Consider the following 26086-nt stretch of genomic DNA (forward strand, 5'->3'; position numbering starts at 1 on the left):
ATCATGAGCACCCACGCACAAAAAGCGATGAATATTGCTCATGATCGCTTCATTACAGATAAAAAACAATTTATATCCATGAAAAGTTATACAGTTTTTTTACGTTTTATCCTCGTCGCCACAATCCTAACCAAAGGGTTAAGCCCGGTACAGGCGCAAAGTGGTGATCAGATTTTGGATGGAATCGGTGAAACGGGCATGATCGCACGCTATGTATTTAATGGGGATCTGAAAGATTGGTCCCGCAACAATCTGCATGCAACCGCTGGTCGGAATGCGACATTTATCACCGATAAGCGGTTTGGAAAAGTATTGTCGTTGTCTGGCGAAAGCAATGATTTTATCCAGATTCCTGCTGATGCTTTGACCGATATGGAGTCGCTGAGTATTTCGGGCTGGGTGTATCTGCGTTCGGAAAAAAAGGGTCAAGTATTTTTTGACTTTGGAAAGGATGCACGCAAACATTTCTTCGCTGCTCCTGTAGGAACAAAAAGTCAGGTTGGTTTTCAGAGTTTAATTACTTCAGGAAAAAACAACCAAAAAGGAGCAGTTTCTTCAGTGATCACGTTGAATAAATGGGTGTACCTGACTATTGTGGTGGATATCCCTTCCAAAACGATGTTGACTTATGTCGATGCTGTGCCCGTTGGTGAATCCAAACAGATTCCGCGTGAGTTGACGGAGGTTTTTGGATCTGCAGGAGAGAAGAATCAGTTGTATATCGGAAAATCACTTTTTGCAGGATCTCCTACGTTGGATGGGATGTTACATGATTTCCGGATCTATCGCGTTCCGTTGAGTAAAAATCAGCTTACCGGAATTTATACCAATTCACAGCGAGGTAGGAGCAACGTTGCTGTAAATGTAACCAAGGTGGAGGATAACCTGCCCGAGTTTCCTTTAACGCAAGCACAACTCTACAATGCGTACTTAATTGCTGTGCCAGATGTACAGGTGGAAACGGCATTAGGCGATTTGCCGCGGTTACCGAGTTATGTACAAGGAATGTATAAAGAGGATATGGTAGGGCCTAAAGTACGTGTCATTTGGCCTTCGCCAAATGATAATAGTACGGTTCTGGAAGCTGGTCGTTATACCATTACAGGGCGGGTCCCAGGTACAGATTTGCAACCTAAAGCGATCGTGACTGTCAAAACAGGTACTGCAGCAGCGCCAAGCTTAAAATTGGAAAAATTTGATTTAAATCAAGTTTCATTGCAGGCCGATGCGCAGAACCAAGAAACAAAATTCATTGAAAATCGCGATAAATTTATCAGCACATTAGCAGTTACTGATCCTAACTCTTTTCTTTACATGTTTCGTGATGCGTTTGGGCAGCCACAGCCTCCAGGAACTAAACCTTTGGGCGTATGGGATAGTCAGGATACCAAACTCAGAGGACATGCCACAGGTCATTACCTAACTGCTATTGCTCAGGCGTATGCCAGTACAGGATATGATAAAACCTTGCAAGCGAATTTTGCCGAGAAAATGAACTATATGGTGAATACCTTATACGAAATGGCACAATTGTCGGGTAAACCGCAACAAGCTGGAGGTACAGCTGTCGCTGATCCGACAGCAGTGCCTTATGGTCCTGGAAAATCAACCTACGACTCGGATCTGAGTCAGGAAGGTATCCGTACAGACTATTGGAATTGGGGAGTAGGGTATATCAGTGCCTATCCACCGGACCAATTTATCATGTTGGAAAAGGGAGCGAAATACGGGGGACAGAAAACGCAAGTTTGGGCTCCCTATTATACCTTGCATAAAATTTTGGCCGGTTTGATCGATATCTATGAAGTGAGTGGCAATGAAAAGGCACTTCAAGTGGCGACCGGTATGGCAGATTGGGTACATGCACGTCTCAGCCAACTACCTAAGGAAACGCTGATACAAGTGTGGAGTACTTATATTGCCGGAGAATTTGGAGGAATGAATGAGACTATGGCTCACCTCTACCGCATCACGAATAAAGAACACTATTTGAAGACTGCACAACTGTTTGACAACATCGATATGTTCTTTGGAAATGCGCAACATGCGCATGGATTGGCGAAAAATGTCGATACGTTTCGAGGATTGCATGCCAATCAACATATCCCTCAAATTGTAGGTAGCATCGAGATGTATCAAGCTTCCAATCTGCCTGAATACTATCGGGTAGCTGATAACTTTTGGTATAAGGCTGTCAACGATTATATGTATAGTATAGGAGGACTTGCAGGGGCTCGAAATCCGGCTAATGCAGAAGTGTTCACAGCAGAACCTTCGACCCTATATGAAAATGGTTTTTCTGAAGGAGGACAGAATGAAACGTGTGGTACTTATAATATGCTGAAATTAACCAGTAACCTGTTTCTTTTTGATCAACGTGCAGCTTATATGGATTATTACGAACGCGGATTGTACAATCATATTTTGGCTTCTGTTGCTGAAAACTCAGCGGCTAATACCTATCACGTATCGCTAAGACCTGGCGTACAAAAGCAATTTAGCAACGCCAATATGACCGGTTTTACCTGCTGCAATGGTACCGCGATCGAGAGTAGTACCAAATTGCAGAATAGTATTTATTTTAAAAGCAAAGATGATCAGGCTTTATATGTCAATCTATTTATTCCTTCAACTTTGGAATGGACGGAACGTCAGGTGACTGTGGAGCAAAAGACTAGTTTTCCAAAGCAAGACGAGACGGAGCTGACCATAAAAGGGAATGGAATATTTGATCTACATGTGCGTGTGCCCAGCTGGGCAACCAACGGATTTTATGTCAACATCAATGGTCAAGATCAACAAGTGCAGGCTCAACCAGGTACTTATTTGAAATTGAGCCGTAATTGGAAAAATGGGGATCGTATCACCTTAAAAATGCCTTTCCAATTTCATTTAGATCCAGTGATGGATCAACAGAATGTTGCCAGTTTATTCTATGGCCCCATCTTATTAGCTGCTCAAGAACCCGAAGCGAGAAAAGATTGGCGTAAAGTAACTTTAGATGCGAAAGATATCAGCAAATCCATTTCAGGTGATCCACAACGTTTGGAGTTTAAAATCGATGGGGTAGATTTTAAACCATTTTATGAGACCTACGGAAGACACTCGGTTTATCTGGATGTTACATTGAAATAATTGCAATTTATACTGAAAACTTGGAGGGGTACTTTGTTTGTCGAGGTACCCCTCTTTGATACATACTGATCATGAAAAAATTATTCTTTTTAGTACTCTTTGCTTGCTCAATAGGTTCAGTGCCTGCTCAATCGTTGAAAAAGCATGAAATGCCAAATACCTTAAATCCATTATTGCCCGGATATTTTGCAGACCCAACGATAAAAAAAATAGGAGATACCTATTATATCTATGCCACGACAGATGGTAACGGTTGGGGAGCAGGACCATCGCAGGTATGGACTTCCACAGATTTTAAGAATTGGACCATACAACCCATGAACTGGCCCAATACCCATTGGTATTGGGCTCCCGATATGACTAAAGGATACGACGGAAGATATTATTTATATTATAGTCAACCGGTCGAAATATTTGGTGCGGTATCGGAGACACCGATAGGGCCTTGGCAGTCCCTGGCTGATGATCATCAATCGATTATACCCAATTATATGATTCCGGGTGTGATTACCTTGGATGGTCAAACGTTCACCGATCATGACGGACTCATGTATATGTATTGGGGCACCTGGGGGATTTATCCAGACCACGGGTGTGCCGTGGGGTTAATGAATCCGGATATGAAGAGTTTTAAAAAGATCGAATTGATTCCCAATACCGTGGCAAAGGATTTTTTTGAAGCTCCGTATATGTTTGAACGCAATGGTATATATTACCTCATGTATTCTTCTGGTCATTGTGAAGATCATACTTATCGTGTCCAATATGTCAAGAGTACAGTTGGCCCTATGGGACCCTTTGAATATCCTGCTGATAACCCCATCTTAGTAACCAATGAAGATGGTACGATCCATGGACCGGGGCATCATAGTGTGCTGGAGGAGGATGGCCGGTATTATATCGTTTACCACAGGCACAATAATCCGCATTCGGGTGGTGGTTTTCATCGTCAGGTTGCAGTAGATGAATTATTTTTTACTGCTGACGGAAATATTCAAAAAGTAGTTCCCACACATCAAGGGATTGCTGATCTCATCAAACCGAAACCTTATCCCGAAGATCTAGCGTTCGGAAAACCTGTGCAGGTGTCTTCTTCTTATCATGCTGATTTTAGAGCGTCTTTTTTGGTGGATGACAATAACGGAACTTTATGGCGAGCAAAAGAAAACCATCAGCCAGCATGGTTAACGATCGATCTGGAAAAGATAACAGATGTACAAACTGTCGCCATCCAATTTGAATATCCTACTTATGCGTATCAATATCGGATCGAAACATCAACAGATGCTAAAACCTGGACGACATATGATGACCAGTCCAATAATAATCGTTGGGCAAGTCCGGTCTTGGCCCACGGAAAGGTGAAGGCACGCTATGTACGCTTGCATCTCTTGCAGACACAATTGCCGGGGCTACCTCGTGGAGTATGGAATATCAAGGTCTATGGTAAGTCGCTGGACCAGCAAACGGTCTGGTCAGCTCCGCAAATTATGCCTCCTGAAGAAACCATTTTTGGTCCTTTGATCCACATGGATGCGGAGGACTATCAGGAAGGGGAGCGTATCACAACGATTCAGAATAAAGGTTTACTGCAAGGAACCCTAGATAGTGAAAAGCCTATTTATGTGAAAAACTATCAAGGGAAAAAAGCATTTTTCTTGAATGGTTCAGTTTCCCTTCGTTCGACATTTAAAGTGCCCCAATCACTCGCGGGCAACAGCCCCTATACAGTCTCCATGTGGATCAATAATCCACGAATCGATCGTTTTGAAAGTGTGGTTGCTTGGTCTAAAGGTAATCAGGATATCAGCAAAGCGATCGTTGGCTACGGCAAAGATGCGCAGCGAGGAGCTATTACACATGGTGCCTGGCCAGATATGGGTTTTAAGACGCTACCGCAGGAGGATCAATGGCATCATATAATAATCTCATTTGACGGTTATATGGAACGTATATATGTTGACGGAAAGCTGCAACGTGAAGAAAATCGCATGTTATTTGTTCATCCTGCCGATTATTTTGTGGTAGGTGCTTCTGATTTATTGGATCAGCATTTTTCAGGTTATATCGCAGATATTAAGATGGCCAATATCGACTTATCTGCTGATATAATAAATGAAGAAAAGAATTTCTCCAATCCAAAAAAATTATTTTTTGCTATACAGACCGATAATCTTGCTACAGGAAAAATCAGCAAAGTGCGCAATCATGGTGCGATCATGGCTCATGAGGTTGCGGTTGATCGAGGAGAGGTTATCATACAGGGTAACCGTACTGCACTGAAAATGGATACATGGAAAGATCCCATTTTGACCAGCATTCTTACTCAGCCGTCCTACACCTTAGCTTTTGATTGGTTTGATGGCCACCGTTGGAATCATGGTTTGGCACTGTATGATCAGGGCAAGACGGTGTTTTATAAGAACAGTAAGCAAGATCAGGTACAAAATATCAATAAATTACTTCGGATAAAGGATGGTGAAGTTGTTTTTCAGCACGCTTTTCATTTTTTTCGTGCATATCCTAAAAAATTTAATATAGATCAGATAGAGGAAAATTATCAGATCTGGAAAGCAAAAAGTGCAGCTGATTTGAACAGGTATACGCCTAATATCGCGGTGAAGCCGTATTGGATTAACGATGACGATTTCTTTGTCCAGATCCGTGCAGATCAAGCAGACCTGATGTATCTATTTTCGACAGATCAATATGATTCGGGTTGGATTCAAGAGCCTTACTATTTGTTTAATCGTGCGCATTTGGGTAAGACCATTTCGGTTTTTGCGAAAGATGAGTTTGGAAATGTGAGTGAAGCACAGCTGATCGCTGTGCCGAAGCAGAAATCATCTTTACGGGTAAAGGATTTCGATCAAAACTTTACGTTAGGAGAGGAAGAAATTCCGGATTGGGACGGCTATCAAGTCGGTGTATATCCCGATAGTACACATGTGGGGATTAAGGGTGTAGATGGGCAATGGACCTTGAGCTCTAAGCATACAAAATGGGGTGATGCATCCTTGTTACCACCTTTTATATATAAAGAATTGGAGGGGGATTTCACCTTAGAAGTTCAGGTAAAAGATGTCGCGGGATTAACTTCTAAAACCCGCACCTCGAGTGAAGCTGGTATTATGATACAGGCTATAGGAAACCCAAATGCTTACATGAATAATACCGTGTTAACGGGTTGGAATTTGGGTAATCTTGCCAGAAGTATAGGGGATCAGATCCATCAGGAAGGAAATAATGGAACGGGATTGCAGTATTCACCTTATATCCAGGTACAAAAAGTGGGTAGTTATTTCTTCTTGCGCAGTTCTCAGGATGGAATCACATGGATCGATCTTCCGAATACACCCTTTCTGCGTGAAGATCTGAAAGGACAGAAGTTGCGTGTGGGGCTGTATCAGATTGCGACCAATAATCAGGAAGGTTATGGTGTATTTGAGCAGTTCAAGATATGGCAATAATCCGGTGATATCAACGGAAAATATAAACCGTGATCGTCTAATCTTCGGAAGGCGATCACGGTTTTATCTTTAATAAGGGGCTATGATTAAGTATAATACGATTTTTTTTGATCATAATATAAGTGTTATTGGTTAAATTCGGATTGAATTCAAACCTGATTCTCCTTTACCTTCGAGTATCTATTAAACAACTAATATTAACTAACCAAATTAATTAATTTATGAAAAACGTAGGTCTTTTATTAGTCCTCGTGGTTCTCCTTTCGTTTGATGTATTTGCTCAACAGGTAACAGGTGTGGTCCGGGATGTATCGGGAAGTACCATGGTCGGAGCGACGCTGAGAAATTTATCTACCCAGATAAGTGCACAAACCAATAGCAAAGGAGAGTTTACGATGGTCGCAAAGCCGGGAGATATGGTCGAGGCAAGCTTGCTTGGATACGAATCAAAAAGGCTAAAAGTGGAGGCACAGTCGCCGCTCAATTTTGAACTGAATACGACTTTCTCCACTTTAGATGAAACGGTCGTCATCGGTTATCAAAAAATCTCTAGAAAGAAAACTACCGCAGCCATTTCCAGTATTTCGGGTAAAGAATTGGCTAATCTTCCCGCGGCAAGTTTTGATCAATTGCTGCAGGGACGCCTATCGGGTGTAAATGTACAGAATTTTACAGGTGAACCAGGGGCATCTCCTACCGTTCAAGTACGTGGAAATACAAGCTTAAATCGAGAGTATGATGAGTTTAGCGTCGGTAATGCCCCGCTGTATGTTGTAGATGGAGTACCTCAGCCTCCGCAACAATACACTTCTCCAGTGACAGGTACAGGTACAAATTTTATCGCAGGTATTAATCCGCAGGATATTGAAAGTATTGATGTGCTGAAAGATGCTTCTGCTGCCGCTATCTATGGATCGAGAGCATCAAGCGGTGTCATCCTGATCACCACGAAAAAGGGTATCAGTCGTGAACCACAGGTGATGGTTTCGGCATATTCAGGCTTGACACAGCGCCCTGAGTTGCGAGATGTAGCGATAGGAGCTGAAGAGAGACGTCAAAAAATGCGCATTTTAGAAGAATTACAGCAATATCGACCTGATATTGATAATCGAAACATATCTTTTCTGCTTACGGATAGCTTAAATCCAGCTTTTAACGGTGCTACCGATTGGCAGGATATGTACTACCGAAAAGGAATGGTCAATAATGCTGATCTGAGCCTAAGTGGAGGGGGATTTGGGGGATCAAATTATCGTTTCAGTGCCGGCTTATACGACGAGAAAGGAATTGTGAAAGCCACCGGATTTAAGCGCTATTCAACACGGCTAAACTTAATGTCCAAGGCACTGAATGAACGGTTGATGATCAATCCGATTGTTGCTTATTCGCGTACAGAGCGCACGCGAGCTGGTGGTGGCGGAGTGGGGGTAACAGCTAGATACACCCCTGCATCTTATTTCAACCTTAGTGAAACCCGAAAAAATTATCTTTTGGGAATGTATAATGATGATTCGGATGTCAATACCGGTAATCAGTTTACTTTCAACCTGAATCTGGGGTATGATTTTTCAAAAGCGTTAAAATTTACCTCTCAAACTTCTTATATCTATTCCAACAGTAGACGTGATGTGAGTACACCCTCATCAGTGGCTAATTTTACAGGAAACAGACAAGATGTCTTTTCAGATAATCAGGTCAACGTGTTGTCTTCTAATTATTTCAGTTATACTAAAGAATTTAACAAACATAGCCTGAGCATGATCTTGGGAAGTGACCTGGAATATAATCAATACCGGTCAGTGGGGGCGGGTGCTTCGAATGGTTCTTCAGACCAAATCAAAGTCATACAAGGATTTCAGCAACGTTATCTGACGGCTTGGTCCGATTATCAGGCTTATAGTATGGCTTCATTTTATTCGCGACTGGCATATGACTATGATTCTAGGTATCTCGTTTCTGCCAGTATCCGTGGCGATGGATCATCCCGCTTTGGCGTCGGTAATAAATGGGGTTATTTTCCGTCGGCTTCCGTAGCATGGCTCGTTTCGGAAGAATCCTTTATGAAAGACAAAGAGTCTTTGTTTTCGATGTTAAAACTGCGTGCTAGTTTGGGTACAACGGGTGGACTACCCGGGAATAATTACTTGCAATATAATCTTTATCGGGTCAATGCTGGAAATTTCTGGGGAAATAACAATGCAACCTCTTATAATGGTGTCACCGCGATAACGCCCAATCTGGTAGATGGGGTCGCACAGCCTAATATCAGCTGGGAGCGCTCGACACAGTGGAATATTGGTGTGGATGGAGAAATTGCTAATGGTCGTTTTTCTTTTGCACTGGACGTCTTTAACAAGGAAAATAAACAATCCTTGTTTGATGTTGCATTGCCGGTCACAACGGGGTATGATCGCGCATTGACCAATTCGGTGGGCGTAAGGAACTATGGTGCTGAAGTGGTGCTGATGGCTAATCCGCTTCCAAGAACAAGTCCTGTTCAGTGGTTTAGCCGATTGAATGTCTCCTATGTGAAAAATAAAATCATGAATCTGCCTAATTCGGGTCGCGATTTGGTGGTCGCCGGTTCCCGTTTTGATAAAACACATATTCTATCCGTCGGTAGCCCGATCAATACTTTTTACTTGTACCAAACTTTAGGGATTTTCTCAAATCCTAATGAGATTCCAATCAATCCGCTGACAGGTGACCGCTATAATTCTGGAGGAAGCCCCTTTGCTCCGGGTGATATGTGGATCAGAGATGTGGATGGAGACTACATGATTGATCCCTTCAATGATGGCATCAATCCAGACAAGCTTCCGATCGGCGATCCGAATCCTAAATTTACGGGTGGCTGGACAAATAATGTGACTTGGAAGAATTTCAATGTTGGGGTACTCTTCACCTTTTTGTTTGACAGGGATGTGCTCAATCTATATCAATCTGATTTATTTGAGAATGGTGCAGCGACCAATTCAACCGATGGTTTTGCGCAGTATGCGACACCTGATTTTAGTAAGATCAATATCTGGCGTAAACCGGGAGATCGAGCCGATTATCCAGCCTATCCTTTAGGATCTTGGCGCTATTATACCGTTGCTGGTCAAACATTTTTCATGGATAAAGGTGATTATTTCAGAGTGAAGAGTGTGAGTCTTTCTTACAGTCTGCCCAATCGTTTAGTCTCGGGATGGGGGATGAAAAGTATTCGCATGTATGGTATCGTAGATAATTTAATGATGTTCCAGCGTTCGAAAAGATTACCGGATGCCGAGGCTGTAAATTATTACGGTGAATATGAGGGTAATGGTTATCCGATCCCGAGCAAGTTTACTTTTGGTGTTGAATTACAATTTTAATCAGAGCGTCATGAAAATATTATTTATAAGCAATTATTGGAAATGGGTACTTCTTTTAGCTATTGGCATGAGTGCCCTGTCGTGCAACAAATTTTTGCAAGAGGAACCTCAAAATTCCACTTATAAGGAGGTCTACTGGAAAGATCCAAAAGCAGGAGAAACTGCGATCGCTGGTAATTATTCCTTATTGAGAAATGCCTTGATGGACGGTTTTTATGGAGTTGGAAATCGCTATTATATCTATGGGGATATGACTCCTGATATTTATATCGGCATCAATCGGGATAGTTACAGTCATCCCGAAATCGGAAAAGGAAATTGGACCAGCAATTATTTTGCACATTCTTATGGCAATTGGACCGTATTTTATAAAACAATAGCCATGTCCAATATCATTCTCAAAGAAATGCCGTTGGTCTCAAATGATATCTTGATCTTAGAGCAGGCAGATCCAGAAGCTTTCCGTAAAAAAATTATGGGACAAGCTTATTTTATTCGGGCTTTTTCTTATTTCATGTTGACTAAAATATGGGGAGATGTTCCTTTAGTAACAGAGTCTTATGATGATCCGATCAGTGCGCCTCATCTGGGTCGTACTCCTAGAGTTGAGATCATGAAACAGATCGAGGAGGATTGTCGCCATGCGATAAACTTGTTAAGCTGGGGCTATAAAACAGTCGCAGAACGAGCTGTTACAGCAAATAGAGGTTCGGCTTATGCCCTATTGGCACACTTGTATCTTTGGCGTGCGACGACAACTGATCTCTCATCGAACAATCCGATCATGAATGATGTGAGTAGTGCGGATACGACGATCAATACTTTACTCGCTCAAGGGGGGTACACACTTGCAGATACCGCTAAATATGGTGATATTTTTAAAGGAAGATCGAGCGAAGGTATTTTTGAATTGAATGTAAGTGAAAATACATTAGAGGGGTCGAGCGCACATATTGGGATGAAATTTTTGAACAATAGCTATATCCCAACGTATGGTGCAGTGGCCGATTTCTTTACCAAACCAGCGTATTTAAGTAGTCATTTTTACAAGATCGAAGAGAAAGAGGATTGGGTCTGGCATCAAGATATAGGGCAATGGGTCTGGGAAAATGTACAAACTCGGGTGCTTGATACATTGGATGTACGCTTCAAAAATAATTTTGTCAATTATACAACGGATGTACCCGTATGCATTAAATATAGCAATATTGTCTTTAGAAATCCAGGACAGCAACTTGAACCCTATAACAGTAATAACTTAATCTTATTTAGGTTGAGCGATATCAAATTGTTGCAGGCGGAAATAGCGCTCTACCAAAATAATCCGAGTCGGGCGATTACCATTATCAATGCCTCAAGAACGCGATATGGAGGTGATCCGTCGATTTTATTAAAACCGGGTCTAGCAAAAACCGAAGTGATGAAAGAATATATGATCGAACGCGGAAAAGAGCTGTATCTGGAAGGTCATCTATTTTTTGATATGATCCGCACCCGGACCTACTCAGATCATATCGCCTGGTTAAGCGAGGCTCGTTTTAAACAGGGTGGTTTTTTCTGGCCTGTAGATCCTCGTTTATTTAGTGAAAATAGACTTTTGGTACAGACAGAATACTGGCGTGGAAAGATTTAATGACGCATTTAGAAACTTAAATTCTTTAGAAATGATGATTAAAATAATAAAAAAAACTGGTGCATATCTATCATTTGCCTTGTTGTTTTTTCACATATTGACCTCATGCAAGAAAGATGATTATATCAACGATGGCGGTATTCATCAAGCGAAAGTGAATATGACCACCTATGATTTTCTGGCATCGCACCCAAAATTTGATTCTTTGGTGCGGATCATCGATCGGGCTAACTTAAAAGAGCTGGTGAACAGTGACATCACTTTTTATGCAACAACAAATTGGGGCGTAGCAGAATATGTGAGTGCAAAAAAGCAACAGCGTATCGCAGAGGTAGGGGATGAAAATATTTCTTTTACTATTGATGATATTGATCCAAAACGATTGGATTCATTGAAGATCTATATGTTTAAAGGAAAGGTCGAGCGTGATAAGCTGGATATTAATGGCGCATATTTTACTAATTTGTTTGGACCCATTAATGGTGTGCGATTTCAGTTGGGATTGAGGCGAACAAGAGATTATAGCTCATATGTCGATTATGTGGATTATTTATATTACACAAAAGTGAATGGAACGCTGGATTCGGAAGAACCAAACCCAAATGCGATCCCGGAAGCACAACGAGATGCGCGCGTAGATGTACAGACTTCAGGAATTATTACGACTACAGGTATCATACACGTACTGCACGGTGGCCATCGTTTGTTTTTTAATAAAGAAAAAATGGCTGCCAATTAATTTGAAGATCATCTTCAAGATTGGTAGCTTAAAATGCTGTGTTTATAAAATTATGAGGAGTAAAAACTCAACAAAGTGATCTATACTGCTCATGATAGCATTATGACCGATAAAAATAAAATATATTCCAATGAAAAAGAATAATATAACCAGATATACGATCCTTTTATGCGTGATGGCCGGTATGATCCTCTCCTCCTGTTCGAAGATCGAGGAAGGATTTTTGAGTGATACCATTCGGTATCGGGACAGTGTGATTTACTGTAAGCGGGGAATGACACTTACGGTTTCGGACCGCATAAATGCAGATGGATCGACTCCTCCATTTGATTTTAAGATGATCAACCTGCGCAATAAATTGACGGGAGAACCTGCTCCGGCAGAATTTTCAAAGACCTACGAAATTGAAGTTTTTAAAGAAGGAATGACGTTTAATGCTGCCACTGATACCACTGTCGCTCTTCTGAAAGCAAAGCGGGAGTTGAAGCAGGTAACACCAATGGAATTTAACCCGATCAGCGGGCAGATCAGTTTTAATCGCGCATCTGCAAATCTACCTTTAGGGGTCTATACTTTTGATTTGCAGGCAACGAATCGCAAGGGCACCAAAATCTATAAAGCATTTGCCGAGATACATGTGATCGAACCATTTTTCGAGGACGTTTTTGCAATAACGTATGCCTCGCTTACGGGATCAAATGCATCAGAAACTTTTACACCGGCTTATAATAGTAATATCAAATTGACCTGTAAAAAGGTTTCTGATGAAGGTGCACGTGTGATCCTAAAAGTTGTTGATAAAAATGGTCGCGCATGGGACCCAAGTGCGGGACAGGTCATCAAGCGTGGAGATCGTCCTACGTTTGAATCGCACGTTCGTTTCAATCCGGTTGTTGCCACAAACAACGCATTGGTATGTGATTATGAAGTAGCTCCGTTTCCCCTAACAAAATTCAATGATGGGAAGACAAATTGGGAGTACAATATTTATTACCGTATACCGATGCGCTTTGCAGCGATGGATGGACATCCTAACCATAATATCAATCCTGTATTTGGATTTCGTGTTTTGATGGAAGGAACATTTGAAGTGGAAGTGAAGTTAACGAATGTCGCGGCGATCAATTCATCAGGAACGCCTACGACAGGAAATTAAGTCAATCACACATGCTGCGCAGATATAACAATAATGAGAAGTGATGGAGAATGTCTCCAGCATGGTCATCACTAAATAGATCGCATCATATCCAAGAGCTGAGGAAAGTTAATTATTTAACTTCCCTCAGCTCTTTTGGGTAAAAAACGGTTATCAAAAGGTAGTTTACAAGGACTGGACTTCTTTATTTTTAGTTATGTTTAGGGTTTTACCAAATGCTGTGGAACATATGAAAATTATTGAAAAAGAAACGATTGATGCGATACTTAAATACGATAAATTGATTGAAGCGCTGCGCCAGATTTTTCAATCAACATTCACGATGCCAGTTCGGCATCATCACTTTTATCAAAATGCTGAGGGAACTGAAAATACCCTTATTTTAATGCCTTGCTGGACGGACAATTATATTGGAATCAAACAAGTTGTTGTCGCTCCTGATAACCATACCAAACAACTACCGGCTATTCATGCCTTATATACCTTATTGGATGCGGTCACGGGACAACCTTTAGCTCAGATGGATGCTGCAGGGTTGACTTCCCGAAGAACAGCCTGCACTTCTGCTTTAGCGGCATCTTATTTAGCTCGAGAAGATTCAAAAACTCTGTTAATTGTTGGAGGAGGGAAAGTTGCTCAACATCTTTTGCAAGCGCATTCGGCGGTACGTCACTATAGTCAAGTATTTATCTGGACACGTAATCCATCGAAAGGCGCGACATTGGTATCCGACTTGCAAAAGGCAGGATTTGATCACGTGACCTATGTCGATAATTTGAAGGAAGCAGTGGGGCAGGCAGATGTGATCTCCTGCGCTACGCTGAGTCATGAACCTTTGATACTAGGAGAATGGATTAAGGCGGGTGCCCACTTGGATCTAATCGGGTCTCATACGCCTAAAACACGCGAAGTAGATGATACAGCCATTATGAAGAGTAGCATCTTTGTCGATTCGCGAGCAGGTGCGCTTCATGAAACAGGGGAACTAGCGATTCCAATTGCTACAGGAGTATTGGATCCGCAAAGTATAAAAGGGGATATCAAAGAACTCTGCTGTGGGGAGATTAAAGGGAGATCATCATCGACTGAAATTACACTCTTTAAATCGGCGGGACTGGCTATCGAGGATCTCGCGGCGGCTTTGCTCGTGTATCAGTCCGTTGTTTGATCTTCTGGTATCTGAATCATAACGGATGCTGATGCTTGAAAATCGTAGGTCCCTGAATAGCAAGTTTTAATATGAGATGAGTGATTATCTTGGATTGCGGTAGTACCATGGGTCATCATTTTAAAATAAATAGGTTTAATTCCACGGTCGTTCATATCATCGGAATGGATATATTTTTGCTCATTTTTCTTCCTTTTTTAAAATAAAAGAATACTAAAAATACTTCCAAGAGCAAGATAGTTAAAAACGATTGTAAATAAGGCGTTTACAGTCGTTTTTCATTTTTAGGTAGCGAAACAAGAAGCGGCAAAAAGCGATAAAAAGCATAAGTTTAGTTACTAAATCGTTACCTATTCCGATTTTGGTAACGGGTTTACAAGTGTTTGTTTTTCAATATATTGCATCATTCTTCATCTTGATTTCGAACTCACTAAGTTTTAATTTTAACACTAAGTGTAGCGAGTTATGGAGAAGACAAGAAGATCAACGTTTAAGGTATTATTCTACCTTAAAAAAAATGCACCAAAAAAAGATGGAACAGTACCTGTTATGTGCCGGGTTACTGTCAATGGAAAGCAGTCGGCTTTCAGTGCAAAACTGGATGTTTCACCATCCAACTGGGATTTAAAGTTTGGTAGGGTTTCCGGGAAAAGTAAACAAGCCAATAGCCTTAATGCCGAACTTGATAACATCCGTTTGAATCTGGAACAGTGCCACGCCAAACTACTAAAAGAATCGGTAACCCTAAGCAGTGAGAAACTCAAAAATGCCTATCTAGGACTGAGCAGCGACGAGCTGACGTTTTTCAAATTCTTTGACCAGTACAATGCCGATTTTAAGAAAAAAGTAGCTAACGGGATCAGGAGTAGTCAAACGTTAAGCAAGTACGAAGTATTGTTGCGGCATCTTCGATCCTTTGCAAAAAAAAAGTACGGTTGTTCTGATTTAGGCTTTACCGATCTAAGCTGCGATATGGTACAAGAGTTTGATTATTACCTTCGTAACGAGAAAGGTCTACAACCAAACAGCGTTTGGCTGTATATGATTGCTTTTACAACAATATGCCGACTGGCAATCAGTAGAAAGCACCTTGTTTTTAATCCATTTTCCGAGTATAAAAATGCGAAAGAGGATAAAGATCGTGGCTATCTTTTGCGCAGTGAACTGGAAGAAATAATCAGTTACCAATGTAAAAGACGTAACGATATTCTGATGAAAGACCTGTTTCTGTTCAGTTGCTTTACTGGGCTTTCCTATTCGGACATAAAACGTCTGGAACCCGGACATATACAACAGTTCTTTGATGGCAATCAATGGATTATCATTCGCCGAAAAAAAACTACCACATCCTCAAATGTTATGCTGCTGCATATGCCTAAAATGATCTTAGAAAAGTATGCCGGACTGACGCGAAACGGCAGGGTATTTCCCGTACCGTGCAATAAATCTTGTAATGATTTCCTAAAGCGCTTATCCGAAGCTATTCCGTGTCTAAATGGCAAAAAAGTTACGTTCCATTTGGCACGTCACACATTCGGAACATTGTTTTTGAGTGAGGGGGTTCCCCTTGAAAGTCTTAGCAAAATGATGGGACACAAGAACATTGCTACGACACAGATTTACGCAAAGGTTCTTAACGAAAAGGTTGGAAAGGATATGCAGCAAGTTGCGCACAGATTTGAGACAATGGAACGCGCATTTGTACCTACCCTTTAAAATTCAGCTAATGTGCTGCAATGAATTTATGTATTTAATGGGATGTGCTTTATTATTAACTATATTTATGAATTGAAATCGAAAATTAGATTTTAAATCCGTAAATAATCAACTTATGAAGCCAATCATAGAAACGGAGCGATTGATTACGAAGGAGATCTAACCGATTGGTTTGAGTTAAAAAAGCAGACTTGGGAAAATAAAATCTAAATCACTGACTATAAATGATAGTAGCCCATTGGCATAGGCCAATGGGCTTACTTTTAACCGGACAAGCAGGCACGGAGAAACCCTAAAAAAGTTCAACCAATCGCCAAAAAGAAATCACCTCTTATAGTTTTCTTCCAGTACCTTTACTATATCCGTTTCGCGGAACAGGATTTTCCTTTCCAGTTTGATAAACGGGATCAGGCCATCGTCCCGGTACTGTTGCAGTGTACGTCTGCTGATATGCAGCATAGCACACACCTGATCGCCAGTCAGGTAGATTTCTCCCCTTAACAGCGGGTGAAAATTTTCCCGAATAAATAACAGTTCATTTTTGATACGCACCAGTAATTCCAGTAATGCCAGTACATCGTCGTTTGAGTTTCCGATATGTTTCATGGCGTTCACTTTTTTGATGCGGTATCCGACTGCATTAACCTTTCAATATCAGCCATCCGAAAGAAGTTTTTCCGGTTGATCCGGGTAGCTTCGAGAAGTCCTTTTGCACAGTAAGTCTGCACCGTTCTTTTGCTCACACCCAATAGCTGACACACTTCCTGCTGATCCAACCACCTACTTTTTTGTTGTAGCGAGCGGTACGGCCGCGTTATTTCACTGACCAATTCACCCACTGCCTTTAATTCCCTACTCAGTGTACTTATTACCTGAACATCCAAAACCGTTAATTCCATATTTCCTCATTTTAATCCTACTTCGCGTTCTTACTCGATTTTTGGTACATGTTGTGAACCATAAATTTACGTATTAAAAGCGTTGATGACCCATACAAAATATAATGAGGTCATTCTGTCTGCCCATCGGTACAGGTTGGCATCGCTCACGGATCAAAAAAGAAGCTGCTTACCGATGCGGCACGGAAAAGCTTTATCCCGAAAACAGAAAATTGAACTAACCACAATAATTTTATATATTTACCCCGAAGCCAGAAAGAAATGATAACCAATAAGCCACTGAATGATACGGCGCTGCTCTTTGACCTAAAGAACGGCAGCGTAAAGGCTTTTGACGAAATCTACGGCCGTTACAAACGTCCGATTACCATAAACCTTTTTGCCCTTTTAAAAGACCGTGATCTGGTCGAAGAAACCTTGCAGGAATTATTCTGCCGTCTATGGGAAAAGCGCGGGAATATTGATCCGCAGCAATCCGTACAGGCATACCTATACCGCATTGCGGGCAATCTGGTAAACGATCATTTTAGGAACATAGCCAAAAACCGTCGCTTGGCAGCAAGATTCTGGGAAGTCATACAGGCGCAGACACAGAGCCAACCCGAAGCCGACATACAAAAGGCAATGGACGAAGCCCTGTTCAGAACCATCGAACAGCTACCCCCACAATGTCAGCGCGTATTTAAACTTTGCAAGATCGAAGGCAAAAGCTACGAGGAAGTAAGTACGATACTGGGCATTTCCGTTTCCGCGGTCAAGGACAATATCATTCGGGCAAACCGTTTTCTGCACGCCCATTACAGCTACGAAGCGGTTACAGCCGTATTTCTGGTCACTTCATACGTCCTTAAAGACCTGAACTGATCTATATTTTTCAAAAAAAACATTTTCCCACCTGCCCGAAAGCTGACCATGCGCGTATTACGACAAAAAACACACCGTGGCAGAAAAAGAACATATCCAAAAGCTGTTTAACCGATACCTGGCAAACACCATTACACGTGAGGAATACGGCGAACTGCTCAATCATTTTAATATCGATGCCCATGCAGAAGATACCCGCGACCTACTGTTCACGGCCGTCCATGCAGAGGGCTTAAATCCCGGTGTCAGCGAGGATACCATTACCGAGGTCACCGATCTGGTACACGGACGTTTACACGGGCATATAGCCGCGCAGCGTACACGTAGGATCAGACTGTACCGATGGTTGCCCTATGCAGCAGCCGTGGTGCTTATTGTCGCATGGTATGCACTACGTGAAGGTCAAAAAGCCGAAAGCATACAAGAGCCTGTTATAGCAACTACCGATACCAAATCACCACAAGACCTGCCACCCGGAACCAATAGGGCAAGCATCACATTTGACAACGGAAAAAGTATCGCTTTAAACGAAGATGAAAGCGGCATCACCAGTACGGCCGATGGTATAAGCTATGCCGATGGCAAAGAACTGACCAAACTGGACGAAATAAGATACGCAACCCTGATCACGCCACGAGCCGGACAGTACAGCCTGACCCTACCCGATGGCAGTAAGATATGGCTTAATTCGGCATCATCACTACGCTATCCCGTACAGTTCGGCGGAGCGCAGCGAAAGGTCGAACTTACAGGCGAAGCCTATTTTGAAGTCGCCAAAAATACCACGCAGCCCTTTATTGTAGTCTCGGCAACACAACAGGTACAGGTACTCGGTACGCACTTCAATATCAAGAGCTATGGCGACGAGCCGCAGACCATCACCACACTGGCCGAAGGATCGGTAAAGGTAATCCCTAGCCCCGAAAGCCACAGGCAACCGATTATCATAAAGCCCAATGAGCAGGTCATAAACGGCGGAAATACATTCAGAAAGCAGGCCGCCAATATGGGCGTGGCACTGGCATGGAAAAACGATCAGCTCTATTTTGAAGATGCTGACCTATCAAGCGTATTGCGCGAGGTATCACGGTGGTACGATGTGGACATCGAGTATCAGGGCAGCCCGGATGGCGAACGTTTTACCGGAGGGGTAAAACGCCAGTCCAACCTATCGACCATGCTGAAAATACTAAGGCTAAGCGGTGTGGATGCCACGCTGAAAACGGACGGAAACAACCGCAGGCTGATCGTTAAATAACAGAAATATACTAACCCCTAAAAACCAAAATGATATGATGCAAAAGCGAGAATGAAAATAACAGGATAGATGCATTACTACCTATGAATAAAAAGGCCGGCAACGTTGACGGACGTTACCGGCTGAATAGGATTAATGAAACAGAACTATTTGTCTAATTCGATTTATTATTAAACCCACAGCTAAAGTATGATTTTTTTCATAAAAAGCCCGTATGCCCATTGGCGTAGCAGGGCAAGGCATCTGCTTTCTGTTATTGTGCAGCAAGCATTTAAGAACAAGATTATCATGCGCCTGAATATCATTATACTTACGGTCATACTGGCCTGTCTGAATCTAAAGGCAGAAATTTCAAGTGCGCAGACCATTTCACTGACCGTAAAGGACAAGCCCATCACCACGGTATTCAACCAGATCAGGCAGCAGACCGGATATATGTTCTTTTATAAAAATTCGCAGTTGAAAGACGCGGCAAATGTAACACTAGAGATCAAGAATACCCCCTTAAAGGAAGCCCTTGACCGTGTAATGGACAATCAGCCCTTTACCTATGAGATATTGGATAAGACGATCGTTATTAAGGAAAAAGAGAAGGCAACCAGAATACAGCAGGGCATCGATGTACAGGGAACGGTACTCCATGCCAATGGAGAGCCGTTGATCGGCGCGACAATCAGAACCCAAAGCGGTAGCGCTATCACGCAGAGCAATAACAGAGGGCAGTTTACCCTAAAAAATGTAACCGAGGGTGAAACCTTATTTATCGCCTATCTTGGACACACCACGGCCGAGGTTGCAGCAAAGCCTAACATTGGTACAGTACGCTTGCAGCCCACCACGGACGAACTGGAAGCGGTAAACGTCAGTGTTTCCACAGGTTACCAAAGCCTACCCAAAGAACGGGCTACAGGTAGCTTTACGCAGGTGGACAGCAGCCTGCTAAGCCGTACACCCAGTACCAATATCATTGACCGCCTGAACGGTGTTGCAAACGGGCTTTTGATACATAGCGGTCGAAGCTATAATTCTACCGGGATCAGTATCCGTGGGCGTAGTTCTATTTTAGGAAATACAAACCCTTTAATTGTTGTCGATAATTTTCCTTACGGAGGTGATCTGAGTGCCATAAATCCCAATGATGTAGAAACCGTTACACTGCTCAAAGATGCCGCAGCAGCTTCGATCTGGGGTACGCAGGCCGGAAACGGCGTTATCGTCATCACGACCAAAAGTGGAAAATACAATCAAAAAGCGACAATAAACCTGACTAGCAATGTGACCATCGGACAAAAGCCGCGGCTGTTTACCCAACGGCAGATGAGCAGTGCCGAGTATATCGAGGTCGAAACCAAGATGTTCGAGATCGGCAGATATAACTCCGCGATCAATAACGGCTATGCCGCCCTATCGCCCGCAGTCGAAATCCTGTTACAGCACCGGAACAATAAAATAAACCTTGACCGGCGTAACGCTATGCTCGATAGTCTGGCGCAATATGATACGCGCCATGATAGGCTAAAGTACCTGTACCGCGTTCCGATAAACCAACAGTACAACCTCAGTATAAGTGGTGGTACGACCGTACAGAAATACTACCTATCTGCCGGTTACGATAAGAACCTGCTTACCGAGGTCGGCAATAGTTTTGAACGGTTCAGCCTGAACGGGCAGAACACGTTCAATCTGCTCAATGACCGACTACAACTGGTCAGTGGTATGCAGTTCACCGGTAATCAGAATGATGCTTCCAAAGGAGCCAACGCAGCCGCTTATAAATGGCCATATTTAAGACTGGCAGATGATGCTGGAAATGCCCTTCCAGTGGCAAATGATCTGCGTTTCTCCTATATCGAAGCCCAAAACGGCAAAGGGCTTTTGGACTGGTATTACCGCCCTTTGGACGAACTGGAACCCAGTAGTTTTACGAATGGACTTAATTTCAGGTTACAGAATACGCTGAGCTACCGGATCATCCCCCAGTTAAGTATTACCGCTTTCCATACCTACCAAAAGGGCGTGAGCAACACGGATAACTACAATTATGCAAATTCGTATTTCACGCGCAATATGATCAACAGCATCACCAGTATCAACAATACGACAGGTGTGGTCACGCGCCCCATTGCCGAGGGTGACATATTGAACAATAGCCGTAGCACCCTGACCGGGCAGTACGGCAGGTTGCAGGCTGCTTTCGATCAGACCTTTGCGCAAAGGCACAGTATCAACGCCATTGCCGGGGCTGAGATCAGCGAGTTTAAAAGCGATAATGCAGCTTATACCCTGTACGGGTACAATCCTGAAACCGGAGCCAATGCCAATGCAGCCATTAACTATACCCAGAGTTACACCAAATATACCGCAGGTACTTTTATCGTTCCAAATGGAATTAGTAACGGTGGTTTGGTCGATCATAATGTCAGCTACTATGCCAATGGGGCTTATACCTACGACAATCGGTACACCCTATCGGCAAGTGCACGCAAAGACCAGAGCAATATATTTGGTGTGAAGTCCAACCAAAAAGGCGTACCACTATGGAGCGTAGGCGGGCTTTGGCATATCGGGCGCGAATCGTTTTATCAGGTAGACTGGCTGCCTACTTTAGCCCTGCGCAGCACCTATGGGTACAATGGCAATGTAGATAAGGCCACATCGGCTTATTTCACAATGCAACTAATCGGCTTTGCGAACGATTACGGCTTTCCTCAATACTATATAAATACTCCGCCGAACCCTTCCTTACGTTGGGAAAAAGTAAGCAATCTTAATTTTGCGATTGAATTTGCCACCGCTAAAAATCGTTTAAGTGGCAGTATAGAATATTACCAAAAGAACGGAAAGGATCTGATCGGGCTTTCTCCGCTTGCCACTCAAACCGGGGCAAACAGTTACAGGGGCAATAATGCCAACCTGCAAACCCACGGGTTAGATGTGCGACTTACTAGCCAAAACCTCACAGGTTCCGGCCTGCAATGGCAGACCACATTCCTGCTAAACTATGTAAAGGATAAGGTAACGGCGTATATGGCAAAGCCAGGCAGCAATAACGATATTGTAGGTAACAATGCCAATCAAACGCCATTAGAGGGTTATCCCTATAGCGCATGGTTTGCGTACCGATGGGCAGGACTGGACGATACGGGCGCACCGCAAAGTTACCTGAATGGCGAGGTTAGCAAAGATTATGGCGCAATGGTAAGCTCAACCAATAGGGATGACATTCTGTATATGGGTTCCCGTGTACCTACTTTGTTCGGTTCTTTGCTCAATACCTTTACATACAAAAACTGGCAGCTTAGCTGTCTACTTACCTACAAAACAGGATATGTATTTAAAAATTCAAATTCATTGAGTAACTCCAACCTGTATGCAACCAGTAATGTAAGTTATACATTAAGTCCCGACTATGCAAACCGTTGGCAGAACCCCGGTGACGAACTATATACCGATGTCCCGGCATTGATCTATCCAACGAATACCAATAGAGATGTAATTTATACAAATTCCGAACTCCACATTTATAAGGGCGATCATTTTCGTCTGCAAGATGCCCGATTGAGTTACAGCTTACAAAAGAGTGCTTTAAATAAACTTCCTTTTAAGCAGTTAAGTCTTTTTGCTTATGGTAGCAATCTAGGCATACTATGGCAGGCAAATAAAGCAGGGTTTGATCCAGATGGTCTGGCTATACAGCAGACACGAAGTTTAGCTTTTGGTCTTAATGCACAGTTTTAGAAAGGAGAAATACGAGATGAAACAATTTTTTACCCTATTTATAGTACTGACAGCCTTATTATCAGGCTGCAAGGAGGATTTTTTAGACACCAAGCCCAATACCAATCTGGTGATACCCCAACGGGTGGAAGATATAGAGATTCTACTGGACAACACTTCGATAAATAAAACCGGTGGTTTAGGACACATGGGCGCGGATGAATATGTATTTGTAGATTACGCGGCTTGGCAGGGAACATTTACAGCTACAGAGCGTAATGCCTATATCTGGGCAAAAGATATTTATGATGGATTGATGACGGTTAGAGACTGGGAACAGCTTTACCTTTCTATTTCATTTGCCAACAATGCACTAAATAGTTTAGATGATTTAAAGCTACCTGTAAATTCCCGAACCAATAATGCCAAAGGTTGGGCGTTGTTTTTGCGCGCCTATGCCTATGCTGACCTGCTTAAAAATTTCTGTCTGACGTATGATGAAGTAACTGCGCAGACAGACTTAGGCTTGCCTATCCGGTTAAGCCCTGCCATTGACGAGATACAGCCCCGCGCCAATTTAGCGGACACCTACACGCAGGTAATTACTGATCTCAAACAGGCGGCCGCTTTGCTGACATCACAGTTTCCGGAAAAGAACAGAAATCGTCCCTATAAAGGCGCCGCATACGCGATGCTTGCACGGGTATATCTGAGTATGAATAAATACACCGATGCGGAAAAGTATGCGGACAGTGCCTTAAATCTTTACAATAAGTTGATTGATTACAATATGGTTTCAACAACCAGTGCCACACCGTTTACCCGTACAAATGATGAAGCTATATTTCAGACCACCACGGTCGGTTATAACATAGTAGCAAATGCAGTATGGAACACCGAGGTGACGGTAAATCCTGATATTATAAATAGCTACAAACCTAATGATTTGCGTTTACAGATTTTTTTTGCAAAAAATCCACAAGGAAATTATTATGTAAAGACAGGGTATTTTGGTGCGGGAGCCTATCCCTTTTCAGGCTTATCAGTTGACGAGCTATACCTGATCAAAGCGGAGTGCCTGGCACGTGCGGGAAAGACAAGCGATGCTATGCAATGGCTTAATAATTTACTGGTAAAGCGTTTTAAAAATACCGTACCCTACGTGCCGCTAACTGCTACCAATCCCGACCAAGCTTTGCAATTAGTATTAGCCGAGAGAAAGAAGGAATTGATCTGGCGCGGCCAACGTTGGAGCGATATTAAACGCTTAAATAAAATTGGTGCAAATATTACATTAAAAAGAGTATTAAACGGTAAAGAATATTTGTTACCGCCAAATGATCTGCGTTATGCATATCCAATCCCGGCCGATGAGATTACATACAGTAACCTAATACAGAATCCCCGTTAAAACCTAATAACATATGAAACAATATATTGTCATCATACTGTCCATAATTTGGACAGCATTTCTGCACGCGCAGACAGATACCAACTACCTGAATGGTAGAATTACCGGTAAAAAATTTAGCCCCGGTAGCAAAATAGATTTTTTGATTTTTAATCCAAATCATATCAATGTATCTCTCAAACCTGATACAGTTCTTACCACAACGATAGATAGTACGGGTAATTTTAATTTAAAATACATTCCCCCTCAACCATTATTTTATATGGGAATGGATTTTTATAACGGAACAGATAGCTTGTTATCATCTTTAAGAAAGGAATTTTTAATCGATCCCTTTATTTGTCAGTCTGGTGATAGTGTGTCTCTTAGCCTGAAAATAATTTCCACTCAAAATAACGGTGGAGGTTTGAGCAATATTGGATGGTTTAGCGGTAAGGGAGCAGACAAGTATAATGTACAATACCTGATAAACCATTATGAAGAAGCAAGCGAACTAAGTGGCCCATATTATTACTACGGAGCATTAAGTAAGGATGAACCAATATTCAACAAAGAAAAGTTTTATTTATTACAGCAAGAGTACCGTTTACATATAGCAGATGCCTTTAAAGGCCATGTCCCCGATACCATACTGACACGAATAAAACGGAACCTTATAGCGATGTCAAAATATCGGTTTACGAGTACATTCTTACATGGCCGATATTCATGGGGCATTAAGGAACATAAGCAAAAAATCATTGATTTTGTCAATGCAGCTCATAGTAGCAAAAGTTTATTTTCGCGTGATGATGAATTAACAGGATCACGCGGATACGCCGATTTTATTTTATTGGCAGATGAACTACGTTACCGTATAAAACATAATATCAGTTATACTGGCGAGGTTAAGTATCTGCACAATAGTGATTTTGCTTCATGGATGTATAATAATATTAAAACTAACTATAGTGGTTCGTTAAGAGAAATATTACTAACCGAATGGTTCAGCAATGGCTATATGCTTAAATATTTTTTTAAAAAAATGGAACCTTTCTTACAGGAAGCGAAAGCAATGCTAAAGCTGGAGGATAACAGGACATTATTAGATAAAATTGCCGAACAGAGCGAAGGAAAAAAAGCATTTCCTTTTAAATTTATTGATGAGAAGGGTAAGATACACACCTTAGAAGACTATAAGGATAAGATTTATGTATTAGATTTTTGGTACACAGGTTGTTTAGGTTGTACGGGTATTCCACCTGTAATGAAAATTATCATGGAAGAATTTAAAAGCAGAAAGGATGTCGTTTTTTTAAGCATAAGTGTGGATCGCTCTATTAAATGGTGGGAATATGGCTTATCTACCGGACTTTATACACTACCCGGTCAAATCCATTTAAAAACCATAGATAGAGGAAAGAACGATCCTTTTATACTGAATTATCAAATTGGTGGTTATCCCAAAGTTATGGTCATAGGTAAAAATGGAGAGCTATTAGCCGTAAATCCTACTGATCCGAGAATTGATAAAGGGAAGGACATTATTGACATGATAAAGATGGCGCTTAAAAATTAATAC

The 26086-nt window shown here is 42.1% G+C and carries 15 protein-coding genes; 13 read left to right on the plus strand and 2 right to left on the minus strand.

Translation table 11 applies throughout. From position 1 onward, the window contains the following. Positions 1-3 precede the first annotated feature (3 nt). The 8 genes from MUB18_RS06640 (at position 4) to MUB18_RS06675 (ending at position 16376) form a co-directional block, all read left to right on the plus strand. Entirely contained in the window at positions 4-3135 is a 3132-nt protein-coding gene (locus MUB18_RS06640) for a beta-L-arabinofuranosidase domain-containing protein (RefSeq protein ID WP_248755385.1), read from the plus strand. Between the two features lie 71 nt (positions 3136-3206). Continuing rightward, positions 3207-6605: a family 43 glycosylhydrolase gene (locus tag MUB18_RS06645; protein WP_248755386.1), complete on the plus strand. Its 3399-nt coding sequence runs from the start codon at positions 3207-3209 to the stop codon at positions 6603-6605. A gap of 221 nt (positions 6606-6826) precedes the next feature. Continuing rightward, on the plus strand, positions 6827-9964 hold the full coding sequence (locus MUB18_RS06650) for a SusC/RagA family TonB-linked outer membrane protein (protein WP_248755387.1): 3138 nt from the start codon (positions 6827-6829) through the stop codon (positions 9962-9964). A gap of 10 nt (positions 9965-9974) precedes the next feature. Then, the gene (locus MUB18_RS06655; RefSeq protein ID WP_248755388.1) at positions 9975-11597 is read left to right on the plus strand and encodes a RagB/SusD family nutrient uptake outer membrane protein; all 1623 of its coding nucleotides are present in this window, start codon (positions 9975-9977) and stop codon (positions 11595-11597) included. 31 nt (positions 11598-11628) lie between these two features. After that, positions 11629-12336, plus strand: a complete 708-nt coding sequence (locus MUB18_RS06660; RefSeq protein WP_248755389.1) for a hypothetical protein — start codon at positions 11629-11631, stop codon at positions 12334-12336. A gap of 130 nt (positions 12337-12466) precedes the next feature. Further along, entirely contained in the window at positions 12467-13492 is a 1026-nt protein-coding gene (locus MUB18_RS06665) for a DUF5007 domain-containing protein (protein ID WP_248755390.1), read from the plus strand. A gap of 229 nt (positions 13493-13721) precedes the next feature. Then, on the plus strand, positions 13722-14660 hold the full coding sequence (locus tag MUB18_RS06670; protein ID WP_248755391.1) for an ornithine cyclodeaminase family protein: 939 nt from the start codon (positions 13722-13724) through the stop codon (positions 14658-14660). A gap of 465 nt (positions 14661-15125) precedes the next feature. After that, entirely contained in the window at positions 15126-16376 is a 1251-nt protein-coding gene (locus tag MUB18_RS06675; protein ID WP_248755392.1) for a site-specific integrase, read from the plus strand. A gap of 324 nt (positions 16377-16700) precedes the next feature. Here MUB18_RS06675 and MUB18_RS06680 read toward each other — a convergent pair whose 3' ends face one another. Then, positions 16701-16982, minus strand: coding sequence for a helix-turn-helix domain-containing protein (locus MUB18_RS06680; protein WP_248755393.1), 282 nt, complete (start codon positions 16980-16982; stop codon positions 16701-16703). Positions 16983-16987: 5 nt separating this feature from the next. Beyond that, positions 16988-17275, minus strand: coding sequence for a helix-turn-helix domain-containing protein (locus tag MUB18_RS06685; RefSeq protein ID WP_248755394.1), 288 nt, complete (start codon positions 17273-17275; stop codon positions 16988-16990). A gap of 261 nt (positions 17276-17536) precedes the next feature. Between MUB18_RS06685 and MUB18_RS06690 the strand changes: the two genes are divergently transcribed. From MUB18_RS06690 to MUB18_RS06710, 5 genes are all read left to right on the plus strand, one after another. Beyond that, the gene (locus MUB18_RS06690; protein WP_248755395.1) at positions 17537-18139 is read left to right on the plus strand and encodes an RNA polymerase sigma factor; all 603 of its coding nucleotides are present in this window, start codon (positions 17537-17539) and stop codon (positions 18137-18139) included. A 76-nt stretch (positions 18140-18215) separates the two neighbouring features. Continuing rightward, the gene (locus tag MUB18_RS06695; RefSeq protein WP_248755396.1) at positions 18216-19397 is read left to right on the plus strand and encodes a FecR family protein; all 1182 of its coding nucleotides are present in this window, start codon (positions 18216-18218) and stop codon (positions 19395-19397) included. Positions 19398-19586: 189 nt separating this feature from the next. Beyond that, on the plus strand, positions 19587-23135 hold the full coding sequence (locus MUB18_RS06700; protein ID WP_248755397.1) for a SusC/RagA family TonB-linked outer membrane protein: 3549 nt from the start codon (positions 19587-19589) through the stop codon (positions 23133-23135). After that, entirely contained in the window at positions 23122-24525 is a 1404-nt protein-coding gene (locus MUB18_RS06705; protein ID WP_248755398.1) for a RagB/SusD family nutrient uptake outer membrane protein, read from the plus strand. Before MUB18_RS06700 ends, MUB18_RS06705 begins: the two co-directional genes overlap by 14 nt. A 13-nt stretch (positions 24526-24538) precedes the next feature. After that, positions 24539-26083, plus strand: a complete 1545-nt coding sequence (locus tag MUB18_RS06710; protein WP_248755399.1) for a TlpA family protein disulfide reductase — start codon at positions 24539-24541, stop codon at positions 26081-26083. Positions 26084-26086 lie beyond the last annotated feature (3 nt).

The sequence above is a fragment of the Sphingobacterium sp. PCS056 genome, from assembly GCF_023273895.1.
GTDB lineage: Bacteria > Bacteroidota > Bacteroidia > Sphingobacteriales > Sphingobacteriaceae > Sphingobacterium.

What these genes read in the sequence shown, in the direction of transcription:
- MUB18_RS06660 (WP_248755389.1), top strand. Translation starts at nt 11,629, where the DNA reads ATGATGATTAAAATAATAAAAAAAACTGGTGCATATCTATCATTTGCC.
- MUB18_RS06690 (WP_248755395.1), top strand. Translation starts at nt 17,537, where the DNA reads ATGATAACCAATAAGCCACTGAATGATACGGCGCTGCTCTTTGACCTA.
- MUB18_RS06675 (WP_248755392.1), top strand. Translation starts at nt 15,126, where the DNA reads ATGGAGAAGACAAGAAGATCAACGTTTAAGGTATTATTCTACCTTAAA.
- MUB18_RS06705 (WP_248755398.1), top strand. Translation starts at nt 23,122, where the DNA reads ATGCACAGTTTTAGAAAGGAGAAATACGAGATGAAACAATTTTTTACC.
- MUB18_RS06680 (WP_248755393.1), bottom strand. Translation starts at nt 16,982, where the DNA reads ATGAAACATATCGGAAACTCAAACGACGATGTACTGGCATTACTGGAA.
- MUB18_RS06670 (WP_248755391.1), top strand. Translation starts at nt 13,722, where the DNA reads ATGAAAATTATTGAAAAAGAAACGATTGATGCGATACTTAAATACGAT.
- MUB18_RS06645 (WP_248755386.1), top strand. Translation starts at nt 3,207, where the DNA reads ATGAAAAAATTATTCTTTTTAGTACTCTTTGCTTGCTCAATAGGTTCA.
- MUB18_RS06640 (WP_248755385.1), top strand. Translation starts at nt 4, where the DNA reads ATGAGCACCCACGCACAAAAAGCGATGAATATTGCTCATGATCGCTTC.
- MUB18_RS06655 (WP_248755388.1), top strand. Translation starts at nt 9,975, where the DNA reads ATGAAAATATTATTTATAAGCAATTATTGGAAATGGGTACTTCTTTTA.
- MUB18_RS06685 (WP_248755394.1), bottom strand. Translation starts at nt 17,275, where the DNA reads ATGGAATTAACGGTTTTGGATGTTCAGGTAATAAGTACACTGAGTAGG.
- MUB18_RS06700 (WP_248755397.1), top strand. Translation starts at nt 19,587, where the DNA reads ATGATTTTTTTCATAAAAAGCCCGTATGCCCATTGGCGTAGCAGGGCA.
- MUB18_RS06650 (WP_248755387.1), top strand. Translation starts at nt 6,827, where the DNA reads ATGAAAAACGTAGGTCTTTTATTAGTCCTCGTGGTTCTCCTTTCGTTT.
- MUB18_RS06710 (WP_248755399.1), top strand. Translation starts at nt 24,539, where the DNA reads ATGAAACAATATATTGTCATCATACTGTCCATAATTTGGACAGCATTT.
- MUB18_RS06665 (WP_248755390.1), top strand. Translation starts at nt 12,467, where the DNA reads ATGAAAAAGAATAATATAACCAGATATACGATCCTTTTATGCGTGATG.